We start from the raw sequence: 14,473 nt of genomic DNA on the forward strand, positions 1-14,473 counted from the left end.
CCCTGCACAGCGGGGCTGTCGGGCGCGTGGACGGCTGCGGGCGGCGGACCCGGCGGTGAGGGAGCGTTCCGGGCGACGGCGGGTCGTGGGGGACGGGCATGGACCGGGCGGTTGGCGGCACGCCGACGTCGGGCCCGACATCGACATCCGCCGACGCTCAACCCTCGCTCGCCGGCGGCGTGAACAGCTCCTCCACCGCAGCGGCTGCGCTCAGCACCGCGCCCTCGCCCAGCGGGGGGCCGAGGAACTGCATCCCCACCGGCATGCCGTCCAGCATCGCGCAGGGCACGGAGACGGAGGGGAGGCCGGCCAGGTTCGCGGGGCCCACCAGGCGCATCAGCTCATCGTCCCGGTCCCGTTCCTGCCCGTCGACCGTGACCACCGCTTCTTCGATCTGCGGGGTGCGGATCGGGAGGGTCGGCGAGGCGAGCACGTCGACCTGCTCGAAGACGCGGGCGAAGTCCTCGCGGACCCGGGAACGGATCTGCTGGGCCTGGAGGTAGTCCACGGCCGTGGGCAGCGCACCGCACTCGATGAGCGCTCGCACGTCCGGTCCGTAGTCGTGCGGGCGCTCGCGGAACTGTTCGGCGTGGAAGGCGGTGGTCTCGGCGGTGTCGATCACCGTCAGCGCGTAGACGGCGTCCGCCAGGGAGGGGAGGGAGACGGGCACGAGCTCGACCCCCGCGCCCGCCTTCGCACCGGTGTCCGCACCCCCATGCGCACCGGCGTCCGTGCCGGTGCTCGCGAGCGAATCGAGCATCCCTCGCACCACGACCTCGATATCGCGGTCGATCGAGGCGAAGAAGAAGCTCTCCTCGACCCCGATGCGCAGCGGGCGCGTCCGCCCGTGCTCGCCGGTCTCCTCGACCTCGCGGACCGCCTGCGAGGAGATGACCCGCAGCGAGGAGGGCACCCGGGGATCGTGACCGCTGATCGCATCGAGCAGCACCGCGGCGTCCTCCGCGGTGCGGGTCATCACGCCGACGTGGTCCAGGCTCCACGCCTCGGGGTAGCAGCCGTAGCTGCTGACCAGCCCGTAGGTGGGTTTCAACCCCAGGATCCCGCAGGCGGCGGCGGGGATACGGATCGACCCGGAGGTGTCCGAACCGATCGCAGCCAGCGCCATGCCGGTGGCGACCGCGACGGCCGAACCGCCACTGGATCCGCCGGGGGTCCGTTCGCGGTCCCACGGGTTGCGGCAGATCCCGAAATGCGGGTTCTCCGTGGTCACCCCGAGCGCGAACTCGTGCAGGTTCGTCTTCCCGACCCGCACGGCGCCCTGCCCCTCGAGACGGTCGACGACCCCGGCGTTCTCCGCGGCGACGTGGTCGCGGAAGATCGCGGACCCGACCGTGCTCACCACGCCCTCCGTGCAGAGGTTGTCCTTGACGGCGATCGGCAGCCCGTCGAGCGTGCCGAGCCGGCGCCCGTCCCGCACCCGGGCGTCGGCCGCATCGGCCCGGGCACGGGCACGATCGGCCTCCACCGTGATGAAGGCACGCAGATCCTCGTCCCGTGCGGCGATCCGGGCCAGGCAGTTCTCGGTCACCGCGCGGGAGGTGGACCTGCCCTGGGCGAGGCTGCGCGCGGTCCCGGTCAGGGTGAGCGACTCCGATCCGGTCATGATGCTCCGTTCCGCGGATCGAAGGTCAGGGCGGGATCCTGGCCCCGCAGGGCGGTGAGGTCGACCCGCTCGCGCAGGGCGGCGAGACGCTCGGCGTGCGCCGCGAGCCCGGCGCCGTCCTCGTCCGGGGTGCGCGGGAACCGGGCACGGACCACGTCGAGGGGGCGGGGCGCGTCCGCCGACGGTGGCTGCGGCGTCCGATCCGCTCCGTGGCGTGGCGTGGGGTCAGGCATGCGGATTCCTCTGCCTCTGCTCGACGGCCTCGACGTCCTCGGGGCCCAGGATGATCGGCGTGTAGTCGGGATCGACGCGGGAGCGATAGGACCTCATGGCCAGGGGGACCAGGGCCCCGATGACGAGATAGGCGATGATCGGCGGCCACGCGTTCGCCGGCAGCAACGTCACGCCGACGACGGTGATGGCGGCCGAGATCACCATGCCGACGACGAACATCGGCTTGCCCGCCGGGGCCCGGAAGGGGCGCGTCCACTCGGGGTGCTTGGTCCGCAGACGATACGCGGACAGGCAGCCCAGGAAGTAGACGGCCCCCGCGGCGACGACGGAGAGCGAGTAGGTGTACTGCACCCAGTTCGTGCTGGTGAAGGCCGCGAAGAAGATCCCGAACGCGAGCACGACGAGGTTGGCGACGTAGGGCTGGCCGTATCGGTTGGTGCGGCTGAACCAGGGCGGCAGCTGGCGCAGCTGCGAGGCACCGAAGAGCACCCGGGCCGAGGAGGTCCAGAACCCCATCAGCGTGGTGAAGGCGTACAGCAGTCCGGCGGCGATCGCCAGCAGGCCGATGATCGCGGGCATGCCCAGCTGATCGACCAGCTCGGGCTCGGGGACGCTGAGGCCCGCGATGACGTCGTGCGGGGCGAGGCCGCCGATCGCAACGGTGGCCAGCATGTACACCACGGCCGGGATGAACAGCCCCGCCAGGATCACGATGACCATCTTCTTCGCCGCGAACGTCGTCTCCTGGATCATCGTCGGCGTCATCGCGAAGCCGATGTACTTCAGGACCAGGGCGGACGCCGCGGCCACGGCCCCGGAGATCCCGTGCGGGAAGAATCCACCGTGCTCGGAGATGTTGGTGAACTCCCAGTGGCCGCTGGAGAAGTAGTAGATCGAGGTGCCGACGGTGATGGTCACCATCGCGATGAACAGGACGATCGCCATCACGCCGGTCAGCTCGATGGAGAAGTTCGAGAAGATGTACCAGAGCACCATGATGGCGATCGCGATCAGCGGCTGGACCGGCACCGGGACCTCGACGAAGAAGCCGGCGGCGGTGACGAAGATGAAGGCGACCAGCGGCGGCTCGACCACCTGCACCAGGAAGAACAGCCATTGGGTGGCCCAGCCCGTGGTGGAGTTCATCGCATTGCCGGACCACACGTCCACGGACGAGGAGAACGGCAGCACCGAGGTGAGCTCGGCGAAGGCCAGCCCGATGGGCACCAGGATCACGGCCAGGATCGGGAAGATGATCGCGGCGCCGGCGCCGGTGAGCTCGAACCAGTAGGGGGCTTCGGCGAGCCATCCGCCGAGCACGGCCCCGGCCGCGAGGGCGACGAGGCTGAGGAGGGACAATTGACGTTTGAGACCTGCATTCTGACCAGCCATGACGTCTCCTTCGACGCACGAGTGCCGGATTCTGAGTGTAGTGATGAATCCTTCCAGGATCCAGAGCGCGGTCGGGCATATCGGGATGAAGCGCCCGACGGGGACCCCGTCCGGCAGGGTTCGGGAGGGGCATCCTCGCGGTGCTCCCGCAGCGCGTCCCCTCCGGTGCTCGTGCGGCGTGCTCGACCGGGCTCGTGCTCCGATCGAGCAGGCGGCACAGGACGCGCGCGCCGCCCGGGGTGACGTCGGCCCGTCCCACCCGTCACCATGGGCGGATGGCGAGAACGAGAGACGACGAGAACCAGGACCGCGCGGCGGACGGCGGGCAGGAACCGGACTGGCCCTGGTTCCTGCCCGCCCCCGAGGAGGAGCGAGCCGGCTGGTCCGCGACGGACAGCGCGGTGACCGAGGACCCGGGCGCTTTCGCAGCGCTGCATGCGGAGATCGATCTGGTCGTGCGAGCGGTCGTCCTGCTCGAGCTGGTGGGGGAGCGGCACGAGGTCACCGAGAGCAGCGCGCTGCCGCTGGTCGACGTGCGCACGCTGGTCGAGCGCTGGGAGCTCCCGACGGGCGCGGAGCCGGTCGAGTCGATGTGGGACGTGCCGGAGCTCGTCGGCCCCTGGACCGCGCTCACCGCCGGGGGCTGGATCGAGCTGACGGGGACGGGAGCCCGGCCGGGCGAGGGGTCCAGCCCGTACGTGCCGGCCGAGGAGGATCCGGACGCCTTCATCCTGTTCGCCCGCGCCCTGATGGGCATCCTGCTGCTCACGCTCTCGCAGCAGGAGGTCGACCAGGGCGGTTTCGAGGGCGGTGCCGACACCTTCGCCGCGCTGTTCTACGTCACCAGCGCCGAGGGCCTGACCGTGCCGGACATCCTCTCCGGCGGCTCCGACATGCCCCGCGTGCCCCGAGCGCCGGGCGGCGGCCCGGACCTCGATCAGGCGCTGCGGCTGATGTACACGATCAGCGACCTCACGCGCCTGAGCGCCTACGGCCTCGTCCGCCGCGACAGTGAACGCGCCGCCCCGGACACCCACTACCGGGCGAACCTCGCCGTCATGGCCGTGGTGGCCAGCACCGCGGACCTGCTGTTCCACGGACCCGACCAGAGCTGAGTGCGACGGTGCGGCGCCCGGCCCGGGGGCGGCAGGGAGGCGGCACGGTGGCAGCACCCATTTACACGGAGCCCTCCGCGGGGAGAAGCTGTCCCTGAGCCGCGGATTCGCGTGCTCGCCCGCCCGACGAGGGGAGGCACCGCGGTGACCTCGATGCCAGAGACGATTCCCGAGACGATGAGCGCAGTGCAGCTCGTGGGGCACGGCGGGCTGGACCAGCTCGTGCACTCCCACGACGTACCCACCCCGAGGCCCGCGGCGGGGGAGGTACTGATCGACGTCCACGCCTGCGGGATGAACAACACGGACGTCTGGGTGCGCGAGGGCGCCTACGGCAGCGACACCGACCCCAGCGAGGTCTCCAGCTGGCGACGCGGCCGCTCCACCCTGCAGTTCCCCCGCATCCAGGGCGCGGACATCGTCGGCCGCATCGCCGCCGTCGGCGAGAGCGTGGATCCGGGCAGGATCGACCAGCGGGTGATGGTCGACTTCAGCCTCTACCACCGCCCCGAGGGCGATGAGTCCCTGGCCGACATCGACTACATCGGCCACGGCCGCGACGGCGGCTACGCCGAGTACGTGACCGTCCCCTCCGAGAACGCTTACGAGGTCACCGCCGACATCCCCGATGCGGGACTGGCGACCTTCTGCTGCGCCTATCTCACCGCGGAGCAGATGCTCGACCGTGCCCGTCTCGCGCAGGGGGAGCGGATCCTGGTCACCGGGGCGTCCGGCGGCGTCGGCTCCGCGGTCATCCAGCTCGCGCGGGTGCGTGGCGCGATCCCCTACGCGGTCACCAGCGCCGGCAAGGAGCAGGCGCTGCGGGCGATCGGTGCCGAGGGCACGATCCTGCGCGATGCCGACGATCTGGTCGCCGAGGTCGAGAAGGTGGTCGACGCCCCGGTCGATGTGGTCGCCGACCTGGTCGCGGGGGATATGTTCAACGACCTGCTGCGGATCCTGCGCCCGGAGGGCCGCTACACCACCGCCGGCGCCATCGGCGGCCCGGTGGTCCAGCTCGACCTGCGCACGATGTACCTCAAGCACCTCGAGCTGCACGGCTCCTCCCAGGGCACCCGCACCGCCTTCCGCCGCCTGGTCGGCTACATCGAGGACGGCTCGATCCGTCCGCTGCTGGACCGCACCTTCGCGCTCTCCGACTTCCACGACGCCCAGCGCGCCTTCATGGCCAAGTCCTATATCGGCAAGCTGGTCGTCGTCCCCGACCGGCACTGGGAGAGCGTGGGAGCACCCCATGCGCCGTGAACGAGCCCTGGAGCTGATCGACACCCAGTCCGGCGGCGACGTCAGCCGCATCGTCACCACCGGCGTCGAACCGCTGTCGGGCGGCACTGCGCTGGAGAAGGCGCGCTACCTCCAGGCCGAGGGCGACGGTCTGCGTCGGCTGCTGCTCTCGGAGCCCTACGGGGACCCGGCCATGTCGGTGGACCTCATCGTCGAGCCGGGTCATCCCGAGGCGCAGGCCGGCTACATCATCATGGAGGCCATGGGCTACCCGATGTACTCGGGGTCCAACACCATCTGCGTGGCGACCGCTCTGCTGGAGAGCGGGATGATCGAGATGGCAGAGGGCCTGCAGAAGATCGTCCTGGAGTCCCCGGCCGGGCTGGCCCACATCACCGCCCGCAACACGGACGGGCACGTCGAGTCGATCACCACCCAGGGTGAGCCCGCCTACGTCGCCGAGCGCGGGCTGGGCGTGGAGGTGCCCGACTACGGCCGGGTCGAGTTCGACCTGGTCTGGAGCGGTGCCTACTTCGCGATGATCCGCGCCGCCGACCACGGCTTCGAGCTCACGGCCGACGAGCAGATCGCTCTGACCGCCTTCGGCGACGCCTTCGTGCGCACGGCCCGCCCCGGACTGCGGCAGGAGCATCCCTCCCTCGGCGACGTCGGCCCCCTCCCGTTCGTGCACTACATGGGTCGGGTGCGGACGATGGAGAACGGAGCGGTCGAATCCCGCTCGGCGACCTATGTGCACCCGGGGGTGATCTGCCGGAGCCCGACGGGGACCGGCACCTCCGCACGGCTCGCGCTGATGGCCGGCCAGGGCGACCTCGGCCCCGGGGACACGCTGGAGACGATCTCCCCGCGGGGCAATCGCTTCCTCGGCACCGTGGTCGGGGCCACCACCGTGGGGGACTACCCCGCCTGGCACTCCACGATCACCGGCAGCGCTCGGCTGATGGCCCGCTCCCGGGTGACCGTGGACCTCGATGACCCCCTGGTGGACACCTCGGACCTGGAGCATCTGCTCAGTCCCTGAGCGGCGGTGCCGCCCGCCGGGGGAGGGGCCCGCGGGCCAGCGGGCGCCTCGTGGCTTGGTAGGCCCCTGTGGCTTGGCGGGCCCCCGTGGCTTGGCGGGCGGTCCCGGCCGACCAGGGGCGCTCAGCTCGACGGGCCGACGCGTCCGGCCCCACCCGTCGTCGGCCATTCCCATTGCTGGCCCCTCTCACAGCGTGATGGGCCGACGCGCCGGCCCGTTCCACCGATCCGTGCCGTCTGCGGTGCGCAACGGTGGAATGGACGGCACGTGAGCGGCGTGTCGGCGAGGGGCATGTGCGGTGAACTGGCCTGGTCGGCCCTGTCCTGTCGGCGGCCCCTCTCGCAGAGCGGCGGGCCGACGCGCTGTTCTCTCGCAAAGTGGCGGCCGACGCGCCGGTCCGTTCCACCGATCCGTGACGTGTCCGGGGTGCTTCGGGGGAACGGGCCGCATGGCGGCGGCGTGTCGGTCACAGGGGCGCGGGCCGGTCTCCCCGCAGGTTCCGAGCGAGGGGTTCGGTGGTGCCCTCACCACCGCTCGGTGCAGGCAGGGATTCGGGTCGGCAGCGTCTTCGACTGCTTCAGAAGGGTCCGCATGACGCGCCATCACGCGCTGTCAGCAGGGCGTCGCCGCTCGGCATCAGCGACGCGCCACCACTCGCAGTCAGCAGGGCGTCGTCGCTCGGCGTCAGAGGCGCGGCGCCGCTCGGCGTCAGCGGCGCGGCACCGCCCCACGTCAACGGCGCTGCAGGTCGGTGCTCGGGGGTCGGAAAGGCGTCAGGCGTCGATCACGGCGCCGCAGATCCCGCACGTCTCGTACTGACGGCGGCGCCAGCGGATGGTCGGGATCACGAAGAACAGGGTGAGCTGGCGGAACGAGCGCATCCGCAGCCACTGCGTGATGTTGTGGCAGCGCGGGCACTCGCGGGTCGCCCCGTCGCCGAGGTGCCGCAGCTCGGTGTCGATGCCGATGATGAAGAACACATGGCCAGGGTAGGCGGGTCGTGGGTCCACGCAGCATCCTGTGCCCCAAGTCCTGTGCCCCAAGTCTTCACCATGGCTTGCGATAGGCCTACATGTCAGTCAGCTCAACTTGCGATCATCGCAAGGCCTCGCTATCGTCGAACGCGGCTTGAAGGACCACCATTGCCTAGGAAAGGGGGACTCGGCGTCCATGACGACCCCGATCCACATGAGCGAAACGCCTGATGGTGGGCGTATATCGCGATCCGATGATCCAGCCACCCGTGCCGCGACCACCGTCGCCACGCGTCGCGGAGTTCTCGGCGGCGGCCTCGGCCTGGGGCTGAGCGCCGTCCTGGCGGCTTGCGGTGACAGTGCTGCGCCGGTGCAGAGCGTGGATCTTGAGGGTCCACCCCGGGAGGGCGGCTCGATGCGCATCGGCTTCGTCGGCGGCGGTGCCTCCGACACCCTCGACGGTGCGATCGCCACGAACCTCGGGGACATCGCGCGCGCCGTGAACATGTACAACACGCTGCTGTACTTCGACGACGACTACGTCCTTCGACCCATGCTGGCCACGTCCGTCACCCCCAACGACGACGCGACCGTGTGGACGGCCGAGCTGCGCGACGACGTGACCTTCTGGGACGGCCGACCGCTGACCGCCGAGGACGTCATCGCGAGTTTCGAGCGGATCGTCGACCCCGATGACCCCAAGAACGGCGCCGCCGCCCTCTCCCACCTCGAGGAGATCGTCAAGACCGCCGAGCACACCGTGGAGTTCCGCCTGTCGTCCTCCGACACGGCGCTGGACGAGCAGTTCGGCCAGTACACCTCGATCATCGTCCCGGCCGACTTCACGGTCGAGGACCCGGTGGGCACCGGCCCCTTCATGCTCAAGAGCTTCACCGCCGCGCAGTCCACCGTGCTCACGCGCAACCCGCACTACTGGGGCGAGGACGGCCCCTATCTCGACGAGATCAGCCTGCTGAACTTCAACGACACCGACGCGCTGATCAACGCGCTGCTGTCGAACCAGGTCGACGCGGTCGCCCAGATCCCGCCCGCGCTGACGGAGGTCATCGCCTCCGACGAGCGCATCACCATCCTCAACTCCGAGACCGGCATGTACCTGCCGTTCACGATGCGTGTGGACCAGGCGCCGTTCGACGACGAGCGTGTGCGCCAGGCGTTCCGTCTGGCCGCGAACCGCGAGGGGATGATCGAGCAGGTGCTCTCCGGCAAGGGCACCCTCGGCAACGACATGTTCGCCGTGTTCGATCCCGCCTATCCGGACGATCTGCCTCAGCGAACCCAGGACATCGCGGAGGCGAAGAAGCTGCTGGCCGAGGCCGGGTACCCCGACGGCCTCGAGATCGAGCTGGTCACCGCCCCCATCCAGGCCGGCGTGGTGGAGGCCGCGCAGGTGTTCGCCGAGCAGGCCTCCGAGGCCGGCATCCGGGTGACGATCAACCGCATGGATCTCACCGCGTACTGGACCGACTACCTGAACTACACGTTCTCCCAGTCGTTCTGGTACACCCGCAACTTCCTCGCTCAGGCCAACGCGGGCGCGATGCCCGGCGCCCCGTTCAACGAGACCCACTGGGAGGACGAGGACTTCATCGCGCTGGTCGAGCAGGCCCGTGCCGAGGTCGACGAGAAGGCCCGCGGTGAGCTCATCGCTCAGGCGCAGGAGATCATGTACGACCGCGGCGGCTACCTGATCTGGGGCTTCGCCAACCAGATCGACGCCTACCAGGGATACCTCGGCGGTTTCGTGGAGAACCGCACGGGCATCCCGCTGTCCGGGTTCCGTCTGGACCGTGTATGGATCGGAGAGACCGAGTGATCGTCAGGCTCATCGTCCGTCGGCTGGCCATCAGCCTCGTCATCCTCTTCGCCGTCTCCCTGCTGATCTTCGCCGCCACGCTGCTGCTGCCGGGAGATCCGGCCCGTGCGATCCTCGGTCAGCAGGCCACCCCCGAGCGGATCGCCGCCCTGCACGAGCAGATGCACCTGGACGAGCCCGCGTGGCAGCGCTACTTCTCCTGGCTTGGCGGCCTGTTCACCGGGGACCTGGGCACCTCGGTGGCCTCCGGGGAGCCCGTCGCCGAGCTGCTGGGCGATCGCGCCCGTGCCTCGGTGTTCCTCATGGTCGCCGCGGCGCTGATCAGCATCCCGGCCGGCATCGCCCTGGGCATCTGGTCCGCCCTGCGCCGTGGGCGCACCGCCGACACCGTGATCACCGGCGTCTCGCTGGTGCTGGCCGCGCTGCCGGAGTTCGTCGTCGGCATCGCCCTGGTGGCCTTCTTCGCCACCAGCGTCCTGAGCATCCTGCCGGCGGTGACCATGGCCCCGCCGGGGTCGCAGGTCTGGGACTTCCCCAGCCAGATGATCCTGCCCACCGCCGTGCTGGTGCTGGTGGTGACCCCGTACATCGCGCGGATGATGCGCGCGACGATGCTCGAGGTGCTCGACTCCGGGTACGTGGAGATGGCCCGCCTCAAGGGCGTGCCCGAGCGCCGTGTGATCCTGCGCCACGCCCTGCCGCACGCCATCGGCCCGGTGGCCCAGGTGGTCGCGATCCAGCTGGCGTGGATGGCCGGCGGCGTGGTCGTGGTCGAGTTCCTGTTCCGCTTCCCCGGACTGGGACAGGCCCTCATCGACGCGGTCAACTACCGCGATGTGCAGGTGGTCCAGGCGGTGACCATGATCGTCGCGGTGATCTACGTGGTCGTGAACCTGCTGGCCGACATCGTCGGCATCCTGGCCAACCCGAAGCTGCGCACCGGAGGTGCTGCGTGATGTCCCAGACTTCCGAGGCCGTCACCGACCCCACCGAGACCACGACACCGGCCCCCGCACCGACTCGGCGCAATACCGTCGTCACCCGCTTCTGGGCCCAGCGCCAGGCGAAGATCGGCGTGGTGCTCACCGCCCTGGTGGTCCTCACCGCCTTCGGCGGGCCGCTGCTGCTGCCCTGGGCGACCGGCTATTCCGCGACCGACTTCGCCGCCCGCCCCTTCCAGGGCGCCGGCCTGTTCGGCACCGACAACCTCGGTCGCGACGTGCTCAGCCGCTTCCTGGCCGGGGGCACCTCGCTGATCCTGTTCGCCGTGCTCGCCACGGCGCTGGGTCTGTTCCTGGGCCTGCTGGTGGGGATGATCGCCGCCTACACCGGCGGCCGGGTGGACTCGCTGATCATGCGCGCCAACGACGTGCTGCTGGCGATCCCGCAGCTGGTGTTCGCCCTGCTGGCCATCACCGTGCTGGGGCCGGAGGCCTGGGTGCTGGTGACCGTCATCGGCGTCACCCATGCGCCGCGCATCGCCCGCGTGACGCGGTCGGCGACGCTGGACGTGATCAGCGAGGATTACATCCGGGCCGCGGAGATGTACGCGATGCCGCGGATGCGGATCCTGTTCCGTGAGGTGCTGCCCAACATCACGGGCCCGCTGACGGTCGAGGCGGGGCTGCGCCTGACCTACTCGATCGCCGCGATCGCCTCGCTGTCCTTCCTGGGGCTGGGCATGCAGCCGCCCGCGGCGGACTGGGGACTGATGATCAACGAGAACCGCATCGCCCTGGCGCTGCAGCCCTGGGGCGTGATGCTGCCGGTCTTCGCGATCGCCGTGCTGACGATCGGGAACAACCTCATCGCGGACTCGATCGCCCGAGCTTCCGCGAACACGAACGTCGGGGAGAAGTGATGTCGCGAGAACGCAGGGCCGATGTGACCCTCACAGCCACCGGTGCCCCCATGGTCGAGGGCTCCGCCTGGCACGCTCAGGTGGAGGCCGGGGCGGACGTCCTCGAGATCGAGGACCTGCAGATCGCCGCCACCGCGGGCGGCCGCCCGGTCATCAAGGGTGTGGACCTCAGCCTGCGCCAGGGCGAGATCCTCGCGCTGGTGGGGGAGTCCGGCTCCGGCAAGACCACGGTGGGCCTGGCGGCGCTGGGCCACTTCCGCCGCGGGCTGACCCATACCGGCGGGTCCGTCACCGTGCATCCGTCCAACGCGACCGTCCCGGCGCGGATGACAGATCTGGGCGAGGAGGCGCTGCGGCGTCTGCGCGGCTCGCGGATCTCCTACATCCCGCAGGACCCGGCGCTGTCGCTGAACCCGGCGATCCGCGTCGGCGAGCAGATCAGCGAGGTGCTCGAGATCCACGAGTTCGGGTCCGACGACCGCGAGCGGGAGGAGCGTGTGCGCAGCGTGCTGCGCGAGGTGGGTCTGCCCGATGACGACTCCTACCGGCGTCGCTGGCCCCACCAGCTCTCCGGCGGCCAGCAGCAGCGCATCGGCATCGCGATGGCGTTCGCGATGTACCCCGACGTGCTGGTGCTCGACGAGCCGACGACCGGCCTGGACGTCTCCACCCAGGCGGTGGTGCTGGAGACCATCCGCGAGATGACGCTGACGAACAACGTCGCCGGCCTGTACATCACCCACGACCTGGCCGTCGTCGCGGAGATCGCCGACCGCGTGGCCGTCATGCTCCAGGGCGAGCTGGTGGAGGAGGGTCCGGCGGCCGATGTGCTCGGCGACCCCCGGCACCGCTACACCCGCACTCTGCTGGCGGCGGTCCCGGACCTCGCCGGCACCAACCGCATCGGCGAGTTCGAGGCCCGCCGCACGGCGGTCGAGGCCGCCGAGCACGGAGAGGCGACCCAGCGCGGAGAGGCGACCCAGCGCGGAGAGGCGACCGAGCGGCGGGAGGCCGACGCCGCGGAGCGCTCAGGCTCCGGCAGCCTCGCCGGGCGCCGTCGGGCCGCCGCGCCCGCTCCGGCCGACGGGACCACCTCGGCCGCGGCCGGCCCCCGCTCCGCGGAGACCGCACCCGCCGCCGACGAGCCGCTGGTCCAGGTGCGCGACCTCTCGCTGTCCTACGGCGAGAAGCAGGTGCTCACCAGCGTGGACCTCGCACTGCGCGAATCGCAGTGCACGCTGCTGCTGGGGGAGTCCGGCTCGGGCAAGACCACGCTGTCGCGCGCGATCGCGGGACTGCTGGACCACTGGTCGGGACAGGTCACCTACGACGGTGACGATCTGGCGAAGTCCACCCGTCAGCGCACCCTCGACCAGCGCCAGGACATCCAGTACGTCTTCCAGTCCCCGTTCTCCTCCCTGAACCCGCGGCGCACGCTGGGACAGTCCCTCGCGGTGCCGCTGGAGATGTCCGGGACGCTCGACGCGTCCGGACGCAAGGAGCGGGTGCGCGAAGCGCTGGACGCGGTGCGTCTGGGACGGGCCTTCTTCGACCGTCGGCCCGGGGACCTCTCCGGCGGCGAGCGGCAGCGCGCCGCGATCGCTCGCGCGCTGGTGAACATGCCGCGGGTCCTGGTGTGCGACGAGATCACCTCGGCGCTGGACGTCTCGGTCCAGGCCAGCATCATCGATCTGCTCTCTCGCCTGCGCGAGGAGCGGGGGCTGTCGATGCTCTTCGTCACCCACAACATCGCCCTGGCCCGTCATGTGGCGGAGCGCGTCGCGGTCCTGGACCATGGCGTGATCGTCGACGAGGGACTCACGGACCAGGTGCTGGACGCGCCGAGCCACGCCTACACCAAGGAGCTGCTGGCGAACGTTCCGACCCTCTAGGGGCGGGACAGGACCACCTGGCCCGAGCGGTCACGGCCGGCCGAGCAGTCAGCGACACAGGGGGAGAGATCGTGCCGACATCGCATCGCCCGAGCACGGGCCCGGACCCGGGCACGGGCCACGACCCGGGCACGGGCTGGGCCCCGGGCACGGGACAGGACCCGAGCACGGGCCCGGGCACCGGCACGGGCCACGACCCGAGCACGGGTCAGGGGGGCGTGGAGACCCCGCTGCCCGTGGCCCCGTCGGCGTTCGGGGCCGGGCCCGGGTCTGCGACCGCTCCCCAGGCCCGGAACGAGTCCGACGGTGAGCCCGCCTCCGACAGGCCCTCGGCCGACGACGCCGAGGCGGTGCGCGCGCGGGTGCGCCGCTGCATCGCCGACTCGGGTCTGGCGCAGCGGGAGTTCGCCCGTCGGATCGAGCTGGAGGAGACCAAGCTGTCCAAGGCGCTGCGGGGCACCCGGCGCTTCGGTCCCTCCGAGCTGGTGCGCATCGCGACCGTCGGCGGAGTCACCGTGAACTGGCTGGTCTCCGGCTCCGACTCCGCCCGTGGCCCCGCCGCCGTACCGGCCGCGGCGAGCCTGCCGCGAAGGGTCCGAGAGACCCCCGAGCAGGTGCGCCGGCGCCAGGCCATCGTGGAGGTGGGGTGGAACCTGTTCGCCTCCCGGGGCCTGCACGGCGTGCGGATCTCCGAGATCGCCGAGGAGGCCGGCGTCAGCACGGCGGCGGTGTACTACTACTTCGCGTCCAAGCGGGAGCTGTTCGAGGAGGCGCTGCGCTATTCGGTCAAACTCGCCTTCGACCGGCAGGTCGCGTCCCTGCACCTGGTCAGCGGGCCGCGCGAGCGGCTCGAGCACCTCATCGGCATGCAGCTGCCCACCGAGGGCGCCGGCTCCCGGGAGTTCTCGATCTGGCTGCAGGCGTGGTCCGAGGTGGCTGTCGGGGCGGGCTCCCAGGAGAACCACGCCCACGCATATCAGCGCTGGTACCGCACCGTCTTCGACGTGCTGCGCGAGGGCCAGGAGGCGGGAGTGTTCGTCGCGGACCCGCTCGAGGACCTCGCCACCCAGGTGACCAGCCTCATCGACGGACTCGGCATCAAGGTGCTGCTCGGCACGCTCGACGTCACCCAGATGCGCGCCCAGATCCACCACTTCCTCGACCGCGTCGTCCTCACCCACCCGTGACGGCGCGCCCGCCGCCGTCCCCGCGCGGCGGCGCCGCGCCCCCGTCCCGATCATCGTCCACACCCAGGAA

Annotated in this window: 12 protein-coding genes; 8 read left to right on the forward strand and 4 right to left on the reverse strand. The window is 70.9% G+C overall.

Translation table 11 applies throughout. The annotated features are described in order from the left end of the window. Nucleotides 1-157: 157 nt before the first annotated feature. From BH708_RS15920 to BH708_RS15930, 3 genes are read right to left on the reverse strand one after another with little or no spacing between them, the layout of a single operon-like run. Entirely contained in the window at nucleotides 158-1,624 is a 1,467-nt protein-coding gene (locus BH708_RS15920) for an amidase (protein WP_076810011.1), read from the reverse strand. Next, nucleotides 1,621-1,857 carry a hypothetical protein gene (locus BH708_RS15925; protein WP_076810012.1) on the reverse strand — a complete coding sequence of 79 codons (237 nt, stop codon included), beginning with the start codon at nucleotides 1,855-1,857 and terminating at the stop codon, nucleotides 1,621-1,623. The genes BH708_RS15920 and BH708_RS15925 overlap by 4 nt, the downstream gene beginning before the upstream one ends. Further along, nucleotides 1,850-3,250: an APC family permease gene (locus tag BH708_RS15930; protein WP_076810013.1), complete on the reverse strand. Its 1,401-nt coding sequence runs from the start codon at nucleotides 3,248-3,250 to the stop codon at nucleotides 1,850-1,852. The genes BH708_RS15925 and BH708_RS15930 overlap by 8 nt, the downstream gene beginning before the upstream one ends. Nucleotides 3,251-3,525: 275 nt before the next feature. Here BH708_RS15930 and BH708_RS15935 point away from each other — a divergent pair, with 275 nt between their 5' ends. The 3 genes from BH708_RS15935 to BH708_RS15945 all read left to right on the forward strand — a co-directional run bounded on the left by BH708_RS15935 (nucleotide 3,526) and on the right by BH708_RS15945 (nucleotide 6,652). Next, nucleotides 3,526-4,365 carry a hypothetical protein gene (locus BH708_RS15935; RefSeq protein ID WP_076810014.1) on the forward strand — a complete coding sequence of 280 codons (840 nt, stop codon included), beginning with the start codon at nucleotides 3,526-3,528 and terminating at the stop codon, nucleotides 4,363-4,365. A gap of 177 nt (nucleotides 4,366-4,542) precedes the next feature. After that, nucleotides 4,543-5,631, forward strand: a complete 1,089-nt coding sequence (locus BH708_RS15940) for an alcohol dehydrogenase family protein (RefSeq protein ID WP_216639480.1) — start codon at nucleotides 4,543-4,545, stop codon at nucleotides 5,629-5,631. After that, complete coding sequence (locus BH708_RS15945) at nucleotides 5,621-6,652, forward strand: proline racemase family protein (RefSeq protein WP_076810015.1); 1,032 nt, start codon at nucleotides 5,621-5,623, stop codon at nucleotides 6,650-6,652. The genes BH708_RS15940 and BH708_RS15945 overlap by 11 nt, the downstream gene beginning before the upstream one ends. Nucleotides 6,653-7,425: 773 nt before the next feature. Here the strand turns inward: BH708_RS15945 and BH708_RS15950 are convergent. Beyond that, nucleotides 7,426-7,662, reverse strand: coding sequence for a zinc ribbon domain-containing protein (locus BH708_RS15950; RefSeq protein WP_216639481.1), 237 nt, complete (start codon nucleotides 7,660-7,662; stop codon nucleotides 7,426-7,428). A gap of 178 nt (nucleotides 7,663-7,840) precedes the next feature. Here BH708_RS15950 and BH708_RS15955 point away from each other — a divergent pair, with 178 nt between their 5' ends. The 5 genes from BH708_RS15955 to BH708_RS15975 all read left to right on the forward strand — a co-directional run bounded on the left by BH708_RS15955 (nucleotide 7,841) and on the right by BH708_RS15975 (nucleotide 14,403). Beyond that, the gene (locus BH708_RS15955) at nucleotides 7,841-9,463 is read left to right on the forward strand and encodes an ABC transporter substrate-binding protein (RefSeq protein WP_083713973.1); all 1,623 of its coding nucleotides are present in this window, start codon (nucleotides 7,841-7,843) and stop codon (nucleotides 9,461-9,463) included. Then, nucleotides 9,463-10,419, forward strand: a complete 957-nt coding sequence (locus BH708_RS15960; protein ID WP_076811446.1) for an ABC transporter permease — start codon at nucleotides 9,463-9,465, stop codon at nucleotides 10,417-10,419. The genes BH708_RS15955 and BH708_RS15960 overlap by 1 nt, the downstream gene beginning before the upstream one ends. Then, complete coding sequence (locus tag BH708_RS15965) at nucleotides 10,419-11,324, forward strand: ABC transporter permease (protein ID WP_083713685.1); 906 nt, start codon at nucleotides 10,419-10,421, stop codon at nucleotides 11,322-11,324. The genes BH708_RS15960 and BH708_RS15965 overlap by 1 nt, the downstream gene beginning before the upstream one ends. Then, nucleotides 11,324-13,216, forward strand: coding sequence for an ABC transporter ATP-binding protein (locus BH708_RS15970; protein ID WP_253705365.1), 1,893 nt, complete (start codon nucleotides 11,324-11,326; stop codon nucleotides 13,214-13,216). The genes BH708_RS15965 and BH708_RS15970 overlap by 1 nt, the downstream gene beginning before the upstream one ends. Nucleotides 13,217-13,287: 71 nt before the next feature. Then, nucleotides 13,288-14,403: a TetR family transcriptional regulator C-terminal domain-containing protein gene (locus BH708_RS15975; RefSeq protein ID WP_253705366.1), complete on the forward strand. Its 1,116-nt coding sequence runs from the start codon at nucleotides 13,288-13,290 to the stop codon at nucleotides 14,401-14,403. Nucleotides 14,404-14,473 lie beyond the last annotated feature (70 nt).

The sequence above is a fragment of the Brachybacterium sp. P6-10-X1 genome (assembly GCF_001969445.1).
Lineage (GTDB): Bacteria > Actinomycetota > Actinomycetes > Actinomycetales > Dermabacteraceae > Brachybacterium.

What these genes read in the sequence shown, in the direction of transcription:
- BH708_RS15920 (WP_076810011.1), bottom strand. Translation starts at nt 1,624, where the DNA reads ATGACCGGATCGGAGTCGCTCACCCTGACCGGGACCGCGCGCAGCCTC.
- BH708_RS15925 (WP_076810012.1), bottom strand. Translation starts at nt 1,857, where the DNA reads ATGCCTGACCCCACGCCACGCCACGGAGCGGATCGGACGCCGCAGCCA.
- BH708_RS15930 (WP_076810013.1), bottom strand. Translation starts at nt 3,250, where the DNA reads ATGGCTGGTCAGAATGCAGGTCTCAAACGTCAATTGTCCCTCCTCAGC.
- BH708_RS15935 (WP_076810014.1), top strand. Translation starts at nt 3,526, where the DNA reads ATGGCGAGAACGAGAGACGACGAGAACCAGGACCGCGCGGCGGACGGC.
- BH708_RS15940 (WP_216639480.1), top strand. Translation starts at nt 4,543, where the DNA reads ATGAGCGCAGTGCAGCTCGTGGGGCACGGCGGGCTGGACCAGCTCGTG.
- BH708_RS15945 (WP_076810015.1), top strand. Translation starts at nt 5,621, where the DNA reads ATGCGCCGTGAACGAGCCCTGGAGCTGATCGACACCCAGTCCGGCGGC.
- BH708_RS15955 (WP_083713973.1), top strand. Translation starts at nt 7,841, where the DNA reads ATGAGCGAAACGCCTGATGGTGGGCGTATATCGCGATCCGATGATCCA.
- BH708_RS15965 (WP_083713685.1), top strand. Translation starts at nt 10,419, where the DNA reads ATGTCCCAGACTTCCGAGGCCGTCACCGACCCCACCGAGACCACGACA.
- BH708_RS15970 (WP_253705365.1), top strand. Translation starts at nt 11,324, where the DNA reads ATGTCGCGAGAACGCAGGGCCGATGTGACCCTCACAGCCACCGGTGCC.